Genomic DNA, 16,747 nt, shown 5'->3' with positions numbered 1-16,747 from the left:
GCGGGTTGACCCGCGCTATTTTTTAGCTTTTTAGCCCCAAGGCTCTGGGACCTTACTCCATCCGTTCATCACCGCACCAATACGCATCGGGCGTTTCATGCTGTAAACGTCCTCAAGCAAAAGGGCCTTGCCATCGGGGCCGGAAAGCGGAATCCGCCAATTCGGATATTGCCACCAAGTGCCCGGTTGGTTCTGAATACGTTTGTCGCCAACCGCGTCGACCAGCGCCACATTAAGCACTCTAGACGGCGTCTTAGTCAAGAACCGGTGCATGGCCAACATGAAATTCTCGTCCGGATCGTTGCTGTCCCAAGACAACAATCCACGATTGACGAGATTTTCGTGCCAGCGCCCGATCTCCAAATCGGCAAGCTCGCTTTCGTGCTCATATGACTCAGTGAGCAGGTCTAGTTCGTGCCGAAGCTTGACGTGAGCCTTGCTCAAATAGCCCGCAGTCGGCGCGAGATCGTGAGTGGTTACCGAACCCATACAGGTTTCTCGCCACTCTTCCGGCGCCTTAGGCATTCCATCGGGGCCATTTTCAAACCACAAAACGCTGGTGCCAAGAATGCCACGACTCTCCAGATATCCGCGCACCCAAGGCTCGACAGTACCGAGGTCCTCGCCGACGACGATTCCGCCGGCACGCTGCGCCTCAAGCGCAATGATGCCGATCATTGCCTCGTGGTCGTATCCGACATAGGTGCCGCGAGAAGCGTTATCCCCGCGCGGAATCCACCAAAGCCGGAACATGCCGATGATGTGATCGATCCGGACTCCGCCCGAGTGCCCCAGAGCGGTACGGACCATTTTGCGGAACGGCTCGTACGCAGTCTCCGCCAGCTTGTCCGGGCGCCAAGGAGGCTGCCCCCAATCCTGACCAAGCTGGTTGTAGTTATCAGGCGGCGCGCCCACGGAGATGTCTAGAGCGTAGATATCACTCATCATCCAGGTATCAGCGCTGGCTGCCGAGACTCCTACGGCAAGATCGGTGACGACACCAAGGCTCATCCCCGAATCGACCGCGCCCTGCTGGGCGTTGCTCAGTTGATCGGCGGCAATCCACTGCATCCACTCCTGGAATTCGATCTTGTCCGCGTTTTCCTGACTGAACTTATCCACCTGCGGAGAATCAGGGCTCTGAAATTCAAGGGGCCAGGCCCGCCAGTCGTTTCCGTATGCGCGGCAAAGCACGCACCAGGTGGCGAAATCTCGCAGTCTCTTTCCCTGCTGCTCGCGGAACTTATCGAATGCCATTTGCCTGGCTGGTCGGCGTCCCGCGCGATAAATGACGCTTAGCGCCCGGCGTTTCGTCTGCCAAGACAGATCGCGCTCGATGAGGTCGACGCCGATCAAGGCCTCCGCCAACTCGCCGCGAAGCATGTCGATCTGATCTCGCTCGGACTCGTCAAGAAGCGTGTACTCCGTAACCATTTCGGGACGGATGTACATCGGGTTGAGGAAAAGCCGGCTGCTGGGCAAGTAGGGCGAGGCGTCCATCGGAGGGATCGCCTGCGCCGCGTGCAGCGGGTTAACTAGCACATAGTCAGTGCCCAACTGGGTAGCAGACCAAGTGGCGAGGTCGGCCAAGTCGGCCAAGTCGCCGATGCCCCAGGAATCGTGAGAACGCACCGAATACAGCTGTGCAGCAAATCCCCAGACGCGTCCCTCCCCCATCTGCTCTGGAAGGTGCAAGTAATCGGGAGTGACGATCAAAGTGGCTTGGGCCTCGCGGTCGTCGGAGACAAGCACAATTTTGTGATAGCCGAGAGGCAGATCGCCAGGGATCTCGTAGGACGCCTCCCCGGTCAGCACGCCGTCTATGTCCCTTGGCTCAGCAAAGTTATCCACCTGCTGAACGCCACGCTCGCCACCTTGCTCTAGAAAAATCCTGAGTTGCGCATCGTGACCGTGCGACAGGTGAGCCTCGAACTTCTTCGCCTTGCCCTGGCGGGCGACTATTACCGGAGGCAGCGTCTGACGCCAGGGCCTGAGCTGAACCTCTTCCAAAGCCTTCTGAGCGGATTCCTCGGTGCTCGCGTCGATGTCCATCGCCGCGAGCACGTCCACGATGACGTCCGCATCCACGCTGACGTGGTTGCCTTTCCAATCCCAGAACTCGGTCGCGACTCTCATCGCGTCCGCGAGGCGCTTCAGCGAACCTTCAACTGCCATTAGCCGAGCCAATCTCTAGTAGCTTGCTGCTCTGCGAGGAGCATGGCAAAAGCATATCGGAGAAACTTGGTTTCGCCTACGGCTTCTAAAAGGTGTTCGACTCAGAGAAGTTCGGCTGCCTATCGGGTGCGAACCATCTGGGTCTGGGCGATCATATCGTGGAAGGTCTGACGCTTCTGCGTCCAAAGCGGCATCAGATAGCTCACCAACCCAACGATCGGGATTTGCCCGATTATCAAGTAAGTGCATTGCCGCAAGGCGGCTTTGCCCCAGGTCAAGCCCCCGGTAGCACGCCCGTTATCCGTGGGGACTACGCCAATTCCCAACGCCATCTGGCCGAGGGTTGCGCCCTTGAACCGAAGCATCAAGAAGCCATAGGCAAAGGAGAGCAGAACGCTGACCAGAGTCATGGCGACGAAGGGGCCTGCTATTCCGTACTGGGGGTCAAGCGGGCTCGGCGTGTTGAGGGACGTATCGACGTCCTCTAGCCACCTTGTAAACCCTGGCCCCATGCCCATAGAAAACGGGATCAGCAAAATGTTTAGCGCAAAGCCAAGGATGAAGCCATCGATGATGGATGCGCCCACCCTGGACCACCAGCCTGCCAAAGGTACTCCATCAGCAGTGGTCGGCCCGCCACTCGCGGCAACCTGTGGATATGAGGTGTAGCCGTAGCCCGTTTGAGGCTGATTCTGCTGAGAAACGTAAGTAGGCCGAAGATTGTTCGTCCAGCTATTGCCATCCCAGTAACGTTCTTGGGTACTGCCCGCGGGGTCCGGGTACCAGCCCATCGGAGGATTTTGGTTTTCGCTCATACCTCAAGAATGCCATGCCAGACAACGCCCAGATTCAGTTATCCACCTATGGTTTCGATCTTTCCAATTCTTGAGCTGACGCAAGCGGCGAGCACAGAAACTACGCAAAGTGACGCATAGATTGCGGCAAAGACCACTGCCGGGGGGCTGATTAAGTGCAGAGCCGCAAAGATGGTACCTGCCATTCCAGTGAAAACTGCGTTACCTATTGTGTCTGCGAGCTGGATTGATGAGGTGTTTCTGCCCAGCTCTCCTTCCTCGCTAAGTTGCATGTTGAGAACACTCGAGACAGACGACATCAGCCCTGCCCCCAAACCAGAGACCACATAGCAACCGGAGATCACCCACAAGCCGAAACCTGCCCACGCTGAAAATGCGATACCTGCAGTGCTTATAACCATCAGCACGGTTCCGAGCTTGATCAGCTGATCTTTTCGAAGAGAAATCCAATCTCTGCCCTGCGCGAAGGCACCGACTGTCCAGCCTAAGCTGCCGATAGACAACAAAATTCCTGCCTGCGTAAGGCTCATCTCATATCGAATTGTCAGCAGCAGTACTAGGAAGTTTTCAGAAGCGAAAAGAGCACCGCATGTCAGAATTCGGGTTGCAACTATCGAGGGCAAGCCGGGCTTCAGCCGCCGGAACCCAGCAGGCATTAGCTTGGGAAGGGCGATCATCAACACCACGAAGCCGCCCACACCAATCAGGGCAGAAAGCGAACCGATAGTCTCACCGATCTCTTTGGTGCCGGCCAGCTGCAGCGAGCAGACTCCCAACGTCGCTAGCAGTGCAAAACCGATCGGTATTGGGCTCGTCAGCGTCTTCGTCTTGGGCGGCGAATCGAGTTTCACGGCGGGCTTGAGACCTAAAGCGATCGCAGGAAGCACGAATCCGATTACGCCTAAGAACACCCAGTGCCAGCTGAAAGTTTCGGTAATCCAGGCCGCTATCGGCGGGCCTACGAACGCCGGCAAAAGCCAACAGAACGAAAGCAGCCCCATCATGTCGGCGCGAGCCTTGCCTTTGTACGCTGATGCGATTGCAACCATAACCGTCAGGTTCATTGCCCCCGAACCGAGACCTTGCAAGACTCGGGCGAGAATCAGTGTCGCCATCGTCGGGGCTAATCCTGCAGTGAACAAACCGATGACAAAAAGAACCACTCCAACCGCCAACGGACGAATTGATCCAATCTTGTCCGAGATGCGACCGGCTACGACGATGGCAACAAGTTGCGCCGAAATCATCGATGTCATGGTCCAGGCGTAGGACTCGATACTGCCGAACTGCTCGGCCGCCACGGGCATGGCCGTGAGCGTGCCGTAGGCCTCAAAAGCGCTAGCCAGACAAGCTATCGAGACGGCGACTGCAAACAAAGTCTGCTCGAGACGGTTCAAGGGCGGTTTCACGAGCGACAGTATGCCAGTTGAACCTCATGTAACACTAGATACATGACTTCGATGGCACCCGGATCACAAACAGTTCTAGATCGACAGACGCAATCTCTAGAGGATGGCGACGCCGAACGGTTCAGCCACTACGTGCCGAAAAACAAACTCATGGAGGCCATCGTAAACGGCACTCCGGTCATCGCGCTGTGCGGCAAGGTGTGGGTGCCAACTAAAAATCCTGAGGGGTTCCCGGTTTGCCCTGCCTGCAAGGAGATCTGGCAGCAGATGAACCCTGGCGATCAGAACGATTAGAGGCTTAGTTAGCCCTAACCAATTTAAGTAATTTGAGACATCCTGTCTCAGCAGTTAATTGTCTAAGGTAATTGAGTGCCAATCATTCAAGTAGGTGTGACGCATCGCAACACGAGCAATGCCAATCTCGCCAAGTTAAGTGAGCGTAAGGATCAATTGCTGGCGTCGCTAAACGCCAGCGATGTAATAGACGGCGCAATTTTATTAGCCACATGCAACCGCTTCGAGCTCTACGTGGACGCAAAAAAATTCCATTCCGGCGTCGAGACGGTTAAGGAATGTGTGGCCGAAATAGTAGACGAAAGCATGCGCCAGGTTGCCTACGAGTTGGAGATGCGAGTTGGCGAGCTAGCAGTGCAACACCTCTTCGAGGTCGCAAGCGGTCTGGACGCGGTAGTCGTCGGAGAACGCGAGGTTGCCGGCCAGGTAAGGCGTGCACTTACCGAGTACTCCAAAGTGGCCAACGCGAAATTGAACAGACTTTTCCAGGCCGCACTGACAACATCCAAAGCGGTCAAGAACAACACCGAGCTTGGCTCTGCAGGAAAGTCTCTGGCCAGCGTCGGGCTCGACCTTGTAGACGAGCAGCATGGCGGAATTCGTGGCCGCGACGTTTTAGTGCTCGGCACCGGAGACTACGCGGGAGTCGTTGTCTCCGAACTTACCCAGCGTGGCGCGGGCGACATCAAAGTCGCATCGGCAAGCGGTCGCGCGGAATCCTTCGCAAAAACGCATCCGAGGGTCGAGGCAATCGGAGCCAGCGAAGAAGAATTCCTGGTCGCTTTGGCTAACGCCGAGATAATCGTTTGTTGCTCCGGACGAGTCGGGAATCGCATCAGTGTCGAGTTACTAGAGAAGGCCGGCGTAGACCGCTACGAAGTGCTGCCGATTGTCGATCTAGCTCTTCCAGGAGACGTGGATCCGGCTGTTGCTGAGTTAGCTCACGTGGCCGTAATTACCCTGTCAACGATCGCGGAAAACGTTCCACCGGAGCAGGCCAAGGCCACTCAAGAGGCCGAAAGGATAGTTCAGCAAGGCGTGGAAACATATGCCCATGTTGAGGGTGGCCGCAGGGCCGATCCCGCAGTAACAGCGATCCGCAGATACGTTTCCGAAATTATCGATAAAGAAATTGAGAAGGCCGAGCACCACTACTCTCCCGAAACCGCAGAGGCAGTCGCGCGTTCGCTTCATCGCGTAAGCAACGCATTGCTGCACGCGCCTTCCGTTAGGGCCAATAAGCTCGCTAAGAAGGGCGATTTGGATTCCTTCACAAATGCGTTGCAGACCATTTTTGGTATCGAAGTTGAGGTAAATAATTGATCAAGCTCGGCACAAGAGGAAGCCAGTTAGCCACTTCACAGTCCCAGACCATCGCGGACGCACTAGGCGAGCTCGGGTTCGACGTCGAGCTAACGATTATCCGTTCCGAGGGCGACAACCAAAAGGTCGCCCTGAACGCCTTCAAGCGTCCCGGTGCTTTCGTCGCCAGGCTGCAAGAGGCGGTAATCGACGGCAGCGTTGACATGGCTGTCCACTCCTTCAAGGATCTACCTTCGGCGATCCCCCAACCGCTCATCACCGCAGCCGTTCCGAAGCGAGCATCAGAGCGTGACGTGTTGGTCACCCGAGACGGCCTCGAGCTGGCTGATCTACCGAAGAACGCAAAGGTCGGCACGTCTTCCCCCAGGCGGCAAGCCGCGCTCTTGCAAGCACGCCCAGACCTGCAGATTTTCCCGATTCGCGGAAACGTCGATACCAGGCTGAAGAAGGCTAGAAACGGCGAGTTGGACGCTGTCGTTTTAGCAGAAGCGGGGCTGCAGAGGCTTGGCCTGCTGGATGAGAACATGACTCGGATCTCTCTCGATGTTCTACTACCCGCTCCGGCCCAGGGCGCTCTCGCGGTCGAGTGTCGTGGCGACAACGAGGATCTCGTGCACGGTATAGGCAAATTAGACCACTTGGAGAGCCGAGTAGTTGTGAGCGCAGAGCGCGCGATTCTTACTGGCGTAGACGCGGCGTGCACCACTGCCGTCGGAGCGCATGCTCAACTCGATGGAAACACGTTGACGCTTCGCGCTGACCTGGCGAATTGGCGCGGGGTCGACTTTGCCAGGGCCGAGCACAGCATCGAGCTGCCCGGTGAACCAGAAGAAATCGATGAGACGCAGAAGTCGCTGTGGTGCGAGAAGGCGCGCGAGCTTGGGCTCAAAACTGCCGCAGAGCTTCTTGCGCAAGCCCAGCCAAATTCCTGAGCAAAGGAAAAATTATGACTACTAGTGGCCTGATCAAACCCGTTCTTCTGATTCGCCCGGACCACAATCAAAATGACGCTGCAGCGCTCAAAAACGCTGGCCTCAGCGTCCTCGTCGATCCGTATCTCGTAATTCACCCCAGCGAAGACGATGCCCCAGCACGTCGGCTATTCGAAACATTGAAGACCGCCGGTGAAGGCGACTGGCTCGCCATCACTAGCCCACGGACAATGCCTAATTGGGCCCAAATCGTCGGCCAGAAGCTGTACGATGTCCTAGATTCCGCACGCGTCCGAGGTCTGAAGGTAGCCGCGGTAGGACAGCGAAGCGCAAGCGGATTGAATGCCGATGTAATCGGTAACAGAGATGGCACCGCACTCGCAGAGATGATGATCGCCGAAAACGAGACCGCTCGCGCGTTGATTCCGCAAAGCGCCATCGCCCGGAAGGAACTAGGCGAGGTATTGGAGTCGGCAGGCTGGCAGGTCGATAAGGCTCCCGTCTATGAGACGAGCGTCATCGCCGGAGAACCGATCAGCGCCGGTGCAGTTCGCTGCGGAAACATTTCTAGCGTGCTGTTGCGCTCCCCCAGCGCCGTCGAAGCGCTGTGCAAGTTGACCGGCGCTGGAGCAACAAAAATCAAGGCGTTCGCGGTAGGCCCGACCACCCAGGCTGCGGCGAAGGAGGCTGGCCTTGACGTCGTAGACGTAGAGCTCGGCAATGCAACGAGCGTGGCCAAGACGATTGCTGCTGAACTCAAGAAGCCTGCATTCGAATTCAAAGGGATTTCGGACTCCGACCAATTGCCTGCATACCATCCGATGCTTACTGGCCTGACCAGTGAATCGGCGCTGATCCGTAATTACCGCGGCAACCGAACCGCTAGACCCGCAGTTTGGTTCATGCGGCAAGCCGGGCGCTCATTGCCCGAGTATCGCGCGCTACGCGAGGGCACAGACATGCTCGAGTCTTGCCTTGATCCAGAGCTAGCAGCAGAGATCACGCTGCAGCCGGTTCGCCGTCATGGGTTGGACGCGGCGATCCTCTTCTCAGACATTGTAGTTCCGGCGCGCCTAGCCGGGTTGCCCGTGCACATCGAACCAGGCGTCGGGCCGGTTTGCGACACTCCCATTAGGAGCGCAGAAGACGTAGCTGCCCTCAAAGAATTGACCCCAGAACAGGTCGAGCCAGTATCACGTGCAGCCCAAATCGCAGTCAGCGAGCTGAACACCACTCCCCTAATCGGTTTTGCCGGGGCCCCTTTCACCGTGGCTAGCTACCTGATCGAGGGAAAGCCCTCAAGGAATTTGCCGTTGACCAGGAAAATGATGAGTGAGGACCCCGAAACCTGGCACAGGCTTCTCGATTGGGTCGCCCGCTGCACGGTAACTTTCCTCCGGGAACAGGCCAAGGCCGGCGCCAGCGCATTACAGCTTTTCGATTCTTGGGCCGGCCGTCTTGCCCCACACGAATACCGGGAATTCTCCAAGCCACATTCGGCTCAGGTTCTCAAGGGCGTGGCAGACCTAGGGCTTCCACGCGTACACTTTGGCACTCAGACTCGCGACTTGCTAGTCGATATGTACGAGGCAGGCGCAGATGTCGTCGGAGTCTCACACGACATCGGCCTAGACGAGGCAAGCAAGCTGTTCGACAACTCGGTCCCCCTACAAGGAAACATCAACCCTGTTCTCCTGGCTGGTTCCTGGCCGCAGCTTTCCGCAGAGGCAGCCGACGTTATCGAGCGCGGCAAACGAGCACCTGGCCACGTCGTAAACCTCGGCCACGGCGTAGACAAAGACACTGATCCTCGCGTATTGACTCGTCTGGTCGAGTTCATCCATGGGAGGCAATCGTGAAGTTAGCCGTTATCGGTGGCGGCCTAACCGGACTTGCAGCGGCTTGGGAAGGCGTCAGACAGGGCGCTCAAGTCACCGTCTTCGAATCCGAGCGTTTCGGCGGCAAAATCCGCACGATCATTGAAGACGGATACGTCATCGAGGAGGGCCCGGATTCCTTCGTCGCCTACCGCCCGTGGCTACTTGAGCTGGTCGAAGATCTTGGCATCAGCGACCAGGTTATCGAAACTTTAGGCACGCGCAAGGTGATGATTCATTCTCGCGGACGCATGAACCCCATTCCAAAGGGGATGACGGGCGTGCTGCCCACCAAAATATTGCCATTTGCGACCACTGGGATTTTGTCGATTTTCGACAAGCTCCGCGCAGGCCTCGACCTGTTTTTGCCGCGAATCTTGCCGGATGAGGACGTTTCTATCGGCTCTTTCATCCGCCGCAGACTGGGCGCTGGAGTGGCGATGAAGTTCGCGAATCCGTTCATCGGCGGAATATACGGCTCCAGCGTCGACGAATTGTCGCTCGACGCGGTTTTGCCCAGCCTGCGTAAAAACGAAAAGGAGCACCGCTCCCTGATGCTGGCGGCGCTTGCTAGCGGCAGACAGAAGCGACGTGCGGAAAAAGGCGCAAAGCCCAAGTCTGGTTCGGTGTTCCGCTCGCTCGAGGGCGGCCTGGAACAAGTAATTCACGAACTCGTTCGTCAATTGAGGGACAGGGGCGCTGAACTTTACGAAGACACGACAGTTACCTCTGCCAATCTGAGCGATTCCGGCAGCCGCCTTACCGTCATCAAACGCAGCGGAATTCCGATGCAGCTAGATTTCGATGCCGTGGTTTTCGCAGGCGGCGCTGGCAGCACTAGCAAGCTGCTTTCCGGCGAGTTTCCCGAAGCCGCAAAGCTATTGGGTAACATCCCGTTGGCATCGACATCTGTGGTTACCATGGCTTACTCTCAAGACGCCTTCGCGAAGCCGCTAGACAACCACGGCTGGCTGGAAGCCGACGCGGGAGCCCCCTCCTCCGGCATCACCATCAGCTCGGCTAAATTCGCCGGACGCTGCCCAGACGGCAAAATCTTGGTTAGAGCATTCGTGCCCGATCGCGTCGGCGAAATCGCACATGCCCCTACAGAAAAGTTGGTTGCTGCGGTTCGCGAATACTTCGAGAAAGCAGTTGGAGCGGTGGCGGCACCAGAACGAGTCTGGACCAGCCGCTGGAATTCCGTCATGCCGAAGTACGTCACAGGTCACCTAGACGTCGTCGCCAAAGTGACCGAACAGCTTGAACCGACCCCCTGGCGCGTGCCGGGTTCCGCGCTAAACGGCGTCGGACTACCCGACTGCGTAAAGGACGCAAGAGAAAAAACAAGGGAAATCCTTAGCAACACAAAGGAACAGATATGACACAGAAACACCTTTCCGCCCGCGAGATAAACGAAATGATCGACTACACCTGCTGGGCGGTATTCAACCGCACTTCTGGAATGCCGGAAGACAACACCGCTCTCGTTGAAGAGACACTGGCTAAGCACCCGGATCTTAAGATTCGTGGCTGGTACGACGTGTCCGGCAGCCAGCCAAATGCGCAGCTGATGATTTGGGCGCACGGTCCCTCCTTCGACGGAGTCCAGGACGCGTTGCGAGATATCAAGATCGCGCTCAATGGTGGCCTGGGCAACCACGAGGTGGAGATGACCTGGTCGGCATTTGGAATGCACCGTCCTGCTGAATTCAACAAGGGCAACGTGCCCGCGTTTTTGGCAGGCAAGCCGGAAGGCGAGTGGGTATGCGTTTACCCGTTCGTGCGCAGCTACGACTGGTATGTGATAGATCCGTCCGAGCGTCGGAAGATGCTCCTAGAACACGGCAATATCGGTCGCGCAAACCCGCAGATCCTTTCCTCCACGCTGGCCGCTTTCGGCTTCGGCGACTACGAGTGGGTGGTGTCTCTCGAGGCCGATCATCCTTGGCAGATTGTGGACCTCATGCGACAGATGCGCGATTCCGAAGCACGCCTGCACGTTCGTAACGAATACCCGTTCCACTTCGGTCACCGAGTAAAGGTTTCCGAAATCGTGAACGTGCTGATTTAGGCCCTAGCGCTAACCTTCTATCTAGGTGAATAGATGATTGACGCGATAATGCTGCTCGCTTTCGGCGGACCTGAGTCGATGGCAGAAGTTAGGCCGTTTTTGTCTCAGGTCGCCGCTGGCGTAGGCATCCCCGAAAGCAGGCTTGAAGAGGTTGCTCTGCACTATGAGCACTTTGACGGCTTCAGCCCCTTAAACGAGCAGAACCGCCGCCTGGCTAAGGCGCTCTCCGAGGCGCTCAGCGCACGTGGCCACGACCTGCCCGTGGTGTTGGGCAATCGAAACGGCAAGGATCGCATCAACGAGACTCTCGGCACCCTGGAGTCTGAAGGAAAGAAGCTGGTTCTGGCGGTCCCGACGACCCCATTCGCTTCTTATTCGTCTTGCAGGCAATACATGGAGAATGTGGCAGCCGCACTCGAGGGCATGGAAATTAGCGCCGTTAAGATGCCCCCATACATCGGTATTGATGGTCTGGTTGAAGCCAACGCCCGGCTCCTCGCTGAGGTGCTGGAAGAAAAAATGGAGCCATCCCAGCCCTGCTTGCTATTCACCACTCATTCAATACCGACTGCAGGTTCGGAAGTCTACGTTCGCCAGCACCTTGAGCTGGCCGATCAGATCGCTACCAGAACTTCCGAACTGCTAGCCTGCAGCCCGCTATCGTGGGAATTGGTCTACCAGTCCCGCAGCGGTTCACCGCACACGCCGTGGCTGGAACCAGACATTTGCGATGCGTTGCGTGACAAACATGCGGAAGGCGTCAAGGAGGTCATCGTTGACCCGATCGGTTTCCTGTCCGACCACATGGAGGTCATCTGGGACCTAGACAACGAGGCCAAGAGCACAGCTGCCGAACTCGGCATGTGTTTCACCAGGGTTCCAACGGTTGGAGTTCACCCAAGTTTCGTCAATTCTTTGGCGGATCTGCTAGCAAAATACTTGAGCCAAGATCTTCGCCTTCCGGAGCCCGGAGAGTTTTGTAGTACCGAATGCTGCCCCTCACATAACCCGAGGCATGCGTCTGAAAATAGAAAAACAATCAATGGAGTTACGTTATGACAGATTTTTCTGATCCTCGTTTTCATCCGACGATTCGTCCGCGCAGGTTGCGCACCACTGCACAAGTACGCAACCTTGTAGCCGAGACCCGACTTGCCCCGGCGGAGATGGTTCTACCAATCTTCCTGGTTGAGGGAGCCAAAGATCCGAAAGAGATCTCCTCCCTTCCCGGCATCTTCCAGCACTCGGAAAATTCCTACAAAGAGGCGGTCTGCGAGGCATACGAAGCCGGCGTCGGCGCCATCATGCCTTTCGGCGTTCCGTTGAAGAAGGACGCCGTCGGTTCCGGTGCGGTAGATCCCGAGGGCGTTCTCGCCCAGGCGGTTCGGCTGGCAAAAGAGGCCTGCCCAGAGATGGTGGTCATAGCGGATCTGTGCCTCGACGAGTTCACCGACCACGGACACTGTGGGCTGCTGGGCGAGGATGGAAACGTCGATAACGACGAAACTCTGAAGCAGTACGCGAAAATGGGTCTGGCGCTTGCAGCCGCAGGTTCCGACTTCCTCGGCGCCTCCGGAATGATGGACGGCCAGATCGGTGCGTTGCGCGCGGCTCTGGACCAAGACGGCTACCGTCGTACCGGTTTGCTCGCGTATGCGGCCAAGTATGCTTCTGCGTTCTTCGGCCCATTCCGCGAGGCCGTGCAGTCGAGTTTGAAGGGCGACCGCAAGGCCTACCAGCAGGATCCCGCAAACTCCCGCGAGGCTTTGAGGGAAATCACGCTCGACGTCGAAGAGGGCGCGGATATCGTGATGGTAAAACCTGCGCTTGCCTACCTCGACATCGTCGCGGCGGCTCGCCAGCTGGTCGATGTGCCGGTTTCCGCTTACGTCGTGTCTGGTGAATACGCGATGATTGAAGGAGCTGCCGCTTCTGGCGCGTTCGACCGCAAGCGAGTGATCCTCGAGGCACTCACCAGCGTAAAGCGCGCTGGCGCCGGAATCATCGCTAACTACTGGGCAACCGAAGTTGCAGGTTGGCTCAAGGAGGCTTAATGGATATCAGCACTAGTGAAAGTCTTTTCGCTCGCGCATTGGAGGCCATGCCGGGCGGAGTTTCCAGTCCGGTACGCGCATACGGTGCCGTCGGCGGAACCCCGCGCTTCGCTGCGGAGGCGCATGGTCCTTACATAACCGACGTTGACGGAAACAAGTACGTCGACCTCGTCAGCACATGGGGCCCTGCGATCCTCGGCCACTCACACCCGCAGATAGTCGATGCCGTTCGCGAGATCGTCTGCAAGTGCACCTCGTTCGGGGCGCCTAGCGAACCGGAGTTGCTGCTGGCAGAGGCGATTAAGAAGAGGGTCTCTCCTGTGGAGCGAGTCCGCTTTACTTCCAGCGGCACGGAGGCCGTGATGACGGCAGTGCGACTGGCGCGTGCCGCAACAGGACGCGAGAAGATCATCAAGTTCGCGGGCTGCTACCACGGCCACTCCGACTCGCTGCTCGTCGCTGCAGGTTCTGGCGCCACGACTTTGGGCAGCCCGGACTCCCCCGGAGTCACCAAGGGCACGGCGGCAGACACCATCGTCGTCGATTACGGCGACCTAGCTCAGGTTGAAAAGGCCCTCGCCGAAAACGAGGTGGCTGCGGTGATCACAGAGGCTGTCCCCGCGAATATGGGCGTGATCACCCCCATGACCGGTTTCAACCGAGGCCTGCGCGGCCTGTGCACCGAGTACGGCGCTTTGTTCGTATTCGACGAAGTTCTCACCGGCTTCCGAGTATCCCCGAACGGTTGGTGGGGTCTGGAAGGCGCAGTCGAGGGCTGGGAGCCCGATCTGTTCACTTTCGGAAAGGTCATCGGCGGTGGATTCCCGCTAGCTGCGGTGGCTGGCCCCGCGCAGATCATGGACCAGCTGTCCCCCGCAGGTCCGGTCTATCAGGCCGGCACACTGTCCGGTAACCCCGTAGCAGCTACCGCGGGCCTCAAGACCCTGGAACTGCTGGACGACGAGTGCTACTCGCACATGGGTAAGATCTCGGCGCAGATCACTAGGACCCTCGACGATGAACTGTCGGCTGCAGGTGTTCCGCACATCATCAACCGCGCTTCCAACCTGTTCAGCGTGTTCTTCACCAACGGTCCGGTCACCAACTACGACGAGTCGCGAGCTCAGGACACTAAGGCATTCGCTAAGTTCTTCCACACCCTGCTTAACAATGGGGTTTGGATGGCTCCTAGCGCCTTTGAAGCCTGGTTTGTCTCTTCCAGCCACGGTGATACCGAGCTGGAAATTATCGAGGCCGCAATCAAACAAGCCGCGATTGCGGCAGCTCAACAGGGCGAATAAATTCAAAAGCCATAAAAATAACGAATTTATAATTCTCCAGAGTTCTCGTGGCGAGGACTCTGGAGAATTATTTCTGTCTACCGCAAAAATGTATTGCCTAATAAAGCTGGATTTTATAATGAATTTATAAAGGCGAAATAAATTCGCACGTCCCTAAATTGTATTTAACGTAGCCAGTAATTTATTTAGCGGCTAAGAACTTATTTATTTTCATAAGGAAGAAATCAAAAAATTACTGAGCGGCGTACTGTAGTTGCCTCTAGCGCGTCGGCCACTAGTACGAACTTTTCGTCCCGGAAAACCACTTTCCTGCATTGACGAAGAAGGCAGGCTCGCCAAGACTTCTTGGGAAGCAATCTTCACAGGTGTTGTAGTTTCCATCGTGTTCCTGATCATGTTCGGTTTCCTCGGCGCCGCTATCGGTCTAGGCGTTACCGACCCGACCTCCAACACCCCGTTCAAGGGTGCACGCATTGTCCTCGGAATTTGGGTAATTATAACCGTCGTCATCTCACTCGCTGCAGATTGTTTCGGCCGGTACGCTATCCGGCGTTTTTGGCCTTCTCGATCAGGTTCTCGACTGGGTTACCCAAAATGTCGACGCCGAGCCCGCCGTTAAAAGTCTTGGCGCCAGTCGACCAGGCGGTGCCGGATGCAGCAGAGTCGGTCACATAGTTGATGGAGCCATCCCGATTGATCGAATGGAAAAGAAAATACTGGTGGCCGCGATTGCACCGACTGCGCCGGCGCTGGCCACTTTCCTAATTACAGACATTTATTATCTACCTCTCCGTGTAGTTGCCGTTGGCTTATGCCAACGCAACCGGTCCGTTACTTGATCGACCAAGGAGAGACTAGGAAATAAAAAATAACAGATCCTCTAATCGAGATTAACGATTATTTCAGTTTCTGTAAGAAAGAATTAACTTGTCGCGGCAGGACGTCGAAAATCGGCGCCATACCACGGCAAAAATATATTTTTAGTCGTTCTTTTTTCGTGCTTCTTCTACGAGCAAGACCGGAATCTGGTTTTTAATCGGGTAGCACAGACCGCAATCGTCGTTGATACAAACCAGTTCAGAATTGTCGTAATCGATCGCCAAACCGCTGTGGCATTTCGGGCAGGCGGCGACGTCCATAAATTCGCTGGAAAGTGTGATTTCTTCCATTTTTAGCCTCGCTTCTTGCGTAACAGCTCGATGAGTTGGCCGAGATAAGTCAGTGTTTCTTCGGGCCCGCTCACTTGGTGGCAGGGAACCCCGATTTCGTAGACCGGATAATCGTTGCCGCCAGGCACCAGCCTGTCGCCGATAAACAGCATCTCTGATAACTCGATACCAGTCTGCTCGCTGAGGGCGCGCATACCGTATGCCTTATCGATGCCCTTTCTGGTGATGTCTATCGAAGTGGATCCGCCTGCACGGACCTCGAGCTCCGGGATTCGTTTAGCGACGGCGTCGCGAAGACTCTCGCGCTTTTCACCGCTTGGATCCCATGCCTGCTTGTCCGCCACCGAAGCGCGCTGGCCCAGCGCTGAGAAGGTTATCTGCGAGCCGCGATCTTCGATTCGGTCACCGTTTACGACGCCGTCAGGCTCCCACAGGTTCAGCCTCTTGGCTTCTTCCTCTAGCGCTCCGATCGCGGCGTCTTTTTCCTGCTGGCTAAGAGCGTGGAAGTAGATCTCCTTCCACTGGCCATCGACGAAGCGCAGATAACGGGTGCCGCAGGTGGGCATCAAGTGCAGATTTTCCAGCTCGGCGTCCTTTGGCAGGTTCGCTAGAACCTGAGCATCGAATTGCTCGAAACGCCCACCAGAAATAATTTGAACCGGAACGCACTCGAGCAGATCGGCAAGGGTTCTACCCATCTTTTCGGAGAGCGGCGACTTAGATGCCGCCAACGTGTCGTCGAGGTCGAAACCGACGATCTTGAGCTTCTCGACATCCAACTGGTCAGGTAGCAAAGAGGTCATCATCCAAGCCTATCGGTAATTTTGCTGGCGTCCGCAATCATCCTCAAGTGGCCGCGCCTTGCGAGTTCCACCACTTCCCCTTTGTCACTCGTCTGATGCTCATCAGTTCCATAGGGATGGGACTGCGAAGCACCCTCGGGGAAGTCCGAAAATCCGACTTCACGAACCGCATTGGCAAGTGCCATCAGGTCGTCCTCGTCCGGTTCCGGAGCGGGATATCCTGGCTCCGTCAGCCGCAACACCTGCCAGCCTCTCGGGGCGGAAAGATTCTTAGAGTGTTCGGCGCACAAGTCGTAGCAGCCTGGTTCGGCTTCGCTCGCAAGGGGGCCGAGCACTGCCATGGAGTCCGCATAAACGTAAGTCAGGGTGGCGACGGCGGGTTGGTCGCAGGCAGATCTACAGCAGTGTCGCTTCATCACACACTGAAGATTAGGCCGACACGAGGCTAATCGCGAATAGCCTGGCCGGCTGATCCGCATTTAGCGGCTATTCTGATTTACATGTATCAGCACAGGGATCGACAC

The 16,747-nt window shown here is 56.8% G+C and carries 16 protein-coding genes and 1 pseudogene; 10 read left to right on the top strand and 7 right to left on the bottom strand.

The genetic code is table 11. The features are described from left to right. Nucleotides 1-30: 30 nt before the first annotated feature. The 3 genes from malQ to G556_RS0102350 form a co-directional block, all read right to left on the bottom strand. Nucleotides 31-2,175 (bottom strand): 4-alpha-glucanotransferase, encoded by a 2,145-nt coding sequence (malQ, locus tag G556_RS0102360; protein ID WP_016456463.1) that lies wholly within the window; start codon nt 2,173-2,175, stop codon nt 31-33. Between the two features lie 119 nt (nt 2,176-2,294). Then, nucleotides 2,295-2,990: an RDD family protein gene (locus G556_RS10945; RefSeq protein WP_081675489.1), complete on the bottom strand. Its 696-nt coding sequence runs from the start codon at nt 2,988-2,990 to the stop codon at nt 2,295-2,297. Between the two features lie 38 nt (nt 2,991-3,028). Beyond that, nucleotides 3,029-4,399 carry an MFS transporter gene (locus G556_RS0102350; protein WP_024111503.1) on the bottom strand — a complete coding sequence of 457 codons (1,371 nt, stop codon included), beginning with the start codon at nt 4,397-4,399 and terminating at the stop codon, nt 3,029-3,031. A gap of 51 nt (nt 4,400-4,450) precedes the next feature. Here G556_RS0102350 and G556_RS0102345 point away from each other — a divergent pair, with 51 nt between their 5' ends. From G556_RS0102345 to hemL, 10 genes and pseudogenes are all read left to right on the top strand, one after another. After that, nucleotides 4,451-4,693, top strand: coding sequence for a DUF3039 domain-containing protein (locus tag G556_RS0102345; protein WP_028821622.1), 243 nt, complete (start codon nt 4,451-4,453; stop codon nt 4,691-4,693). Nucleotides 4,694-4,768: 75 nt separating this feature from the next. After that, nucleotides 4,769-6,016: a glutamyl-tRNA reductase gene (locus G556_RS09945; protein ID WP_081675481.1), complete on the top strand. Its 1,248-nt coding sequence runs from the start codon at nt 4,769-4,771 to the stop codon at nt 6,014-6,016. Beyond that, nucleotides 6,013-6,948 (top strand): hydroxymethylbilane synthase, encoded by a 936-nt coding sequence (gene hemC / locus G556_RS0102335; protein WP_028821621.1) that lies wholly within the window; start codon nt 6,013-6,015, stop codon nt 6,946-6,948. The genes G556_RS09945 and hemC overlap by 4 nt, the downstream gene beginning before the upstream one ends. Nucleotides 6,949-6,962: 14 nt before the next feature. After that, nucleotides 6,963-7,640 (top strand): annotated as a pseudogene (locus G556_RS11830) (uroporphyrinogen-III synthase); the annotation flags it as partial. Between the two features lie 129 nt (nt 7,641-7,769). Then, nucleotides 7,770-8,807, top strand: a complete 1,038-nt coding sequence (hemE, locus tag G556_RS11825; protein ID WP_036917806.1) for a uroporphyrinogen decarboxylase — start codon at nt 7,770-7,772, stop codon at nt 8,805-8,807. Next, nucleotides 8,804-10,207, top strand: a complete 1,404-nt coding sequence (gene hemG / locus G556_RS0102325) for a protoporphyrinogen oxidase (RefSeq protein ID WP_051176551.1) — start codon at nt 8,804-8,806, stop codon at nt 10,205-10,207. The genes hemE and hemG overlap by 4 nt, the downstream gene beginning before the upstream one ends. Continuing rightward, nucleotides 10,204-10,896, top strand: coding sequence for a hydrogen peroxide-dependent heme synthase (gene hemQ / locus G556_RS0102320; RefSeq protein ID WP_028821619.1), 693 nt, complete (start codon nt 10,204-10,206; stop codon nt 10,894-10,896). The genes hemG and hemQ overlap by 4 nt, the downstream gene beginning before the upstream one ends. Before the next feature lie 33 nt (nt 10,897-10,929). After that, nucleotides 10,930-11,955 (top strand): ferrochelatase, encoded by a 1,026-nt coding sequence (locus tag G556_RS09935; RefSeq protein WP_016456472.1) that lies wholly within the window; start codon nt 10,930-10,932, stop codon nt 11,953-11,955. Next, a complete protein-coding gene (hemB, locus tag G556_RS0102310) occupies nt 11,952-12,950 on the top strand; it encodes a porphobilinogen synthase (RefSeq protein ID WP_024111518.1) in 999 nt (332 codons plus the stop codon). The genes G556_RS09935 and hemB overlap by 4 nt, the downstream gene beginning before the upstream one ends. Nucleotides 12,951-12,955: 5 nt before the next feature. Then, a complete protein-coding gene (gene hemL, locus G556_RS0102305; RefSeq protein WP_028821617.1) occupies nt 12,956-14,251 on the top strand; it encodes a glutamate-1-semialdehyde 2,1-aminomutase in 1,296 nt (431 codons plus the stop codon). 542 nt (nt 14,252-14,793) lie between these two features. Here the strand turns inward: hemL and G556_RS11225 are convergent. From G556_RS11225 to G556_RS0102285, 4 genes are all read right to left on the bottom strand, one after another. After that, nucleotides 14,794-14,922: an alkaline phosphatase gene (locus tag G556_RS11225; RefSeq protein WP_233418160.1), complete on the bottom strand. Its 129-nt coding sequence runs from the start codon at nt 14,920-14,922 to the stop codon at nt 14,794-14,796. A 309-nt stretch (nt 14,923-15,231) separates the two neighbouring features. Then, nucleotides 15,232-15,420: a Trm112 family protein gene (locus tag G556_RS09930; protein WP_016456478.1), complete on the bottom strand. Its 189-nt coding sequence runs from the start codon at nt 15,418-15,420 to the stop codon at nt 15,232-15,234. Nucleotides 15,421-15,422: 2 nt separating this feature from the next. Continuing rightward, the gene (locus G556_RS0102290) at nt 15,423-16,226 is read right to left on the bottom strand and encodes an HAD-IIB family hydrolase (RefSeq protein ID WP_081675478.1); all 804 of its coding nucleotides are present in this window, start codon (nt 16,224-16,226) and stop codon (nt 15,423-15,425) included. Next, nucleotides 16,223-16,639, bottom strand: coding sequence for a DUF3499 domain-containing protein (locus tag G556_RS0102285; RefSeq protein ID WP_016456480.1), 417 nt, complete (start codon nt 16,637-16,639; stop codon nt 16,223-16,225). Before G556_RS0102285 ends, G556_RS0102290 begins: the two co-directional genes overlap by 4 nt. Nucleotides 16,640-16,747: the final 108 nt, after the last annotated feature.

The sequence above is a fragment of the Propionimicrobium lymphophilum DSM 4903 genome, assembly GCF_000423485.1.
Taxonomy (GTDB): Bacteria; Actinomycetota; Actinomycetes; order Propionibacteriales; family Propionibacteriaceae; genus Propionimicrobium; species Propionimicrobium lymphophilum.
This window is presented reverse-complemented; position numbering and strand designations above follow the sequence as displayed.

Excerpts from the sequence above, each read along its gene's own strand:
- malQ (WP_016456463.1), bottom strand. The coding sequence starts at position 2,175 with ATGGCAGTTGAAGGTTCGCTGAAGCGCCTCGCGGACGCGATGAGAGTC.
- G556_RS10945 (WP_081675489.1), bottom strand. The coding sequence starts at position 2,990 with ATGAGCGAAAACCAAAATCCTCCGATGGGCTGGTACCCGGACCCCGCG.
- G556_RS0102345 (WP_028821622.1), top strand. The coding sequence starts at position 4,451 with ATGGCACCCGGATCACAAACAGTTCTAGATCGACAGACGCAATCTCTA.
- hemE (WP_036917806.1), top strand. The coding sequence starts at position 7,770 with ATGCTTACTGGCCTGACCAGTGAATCGGCGCTGATCCGTAATTACCGC.
- hemQ (WP_028821619.1), top strand. The coding sequence starts at position 10,204 with ATGACACAGAAACACCTTTCCGCCCGCGAGATAAACGAAATGATCGAC.
- G556_RS09935 (WP_016456472.1), top strand. The coding sequence starts at position 10,930 with ATGATTGACGCGATAATGCTGCTCGCTTTCGGCGGACCTGAGTCGATG.
- hemB (WP_024111518.1), top strand. The coding sequence starts at position 11,952 with ATGACAGATTTTTCTGATCCTCGTTTTCATCCGACGATTCGTCCGCGC.
- G556_RS09930 (WP_016456478.1), bottom strand. The coding sequence starts at position 15,420 with ATGGAAGAAATCACACTTTCCAGCGAATTTATGGACGTCGCCGCCTGC.
- G556_RS0102290 (WP_081675478.1), bottom strand. The coding sequence starts at position 16,226 with ATGATGACCTCTTTGCTACCTGACCAGTTGGATGTCGAGAAGCTCAAG.
- G556_RS0102285 (WP_016456480.1), bottom strand. The coding sequence starts at position 16,639 with ATGAAGCGACACTGCTGTAGATCTGCCTGCGACCAACCCGCCGTCGCC.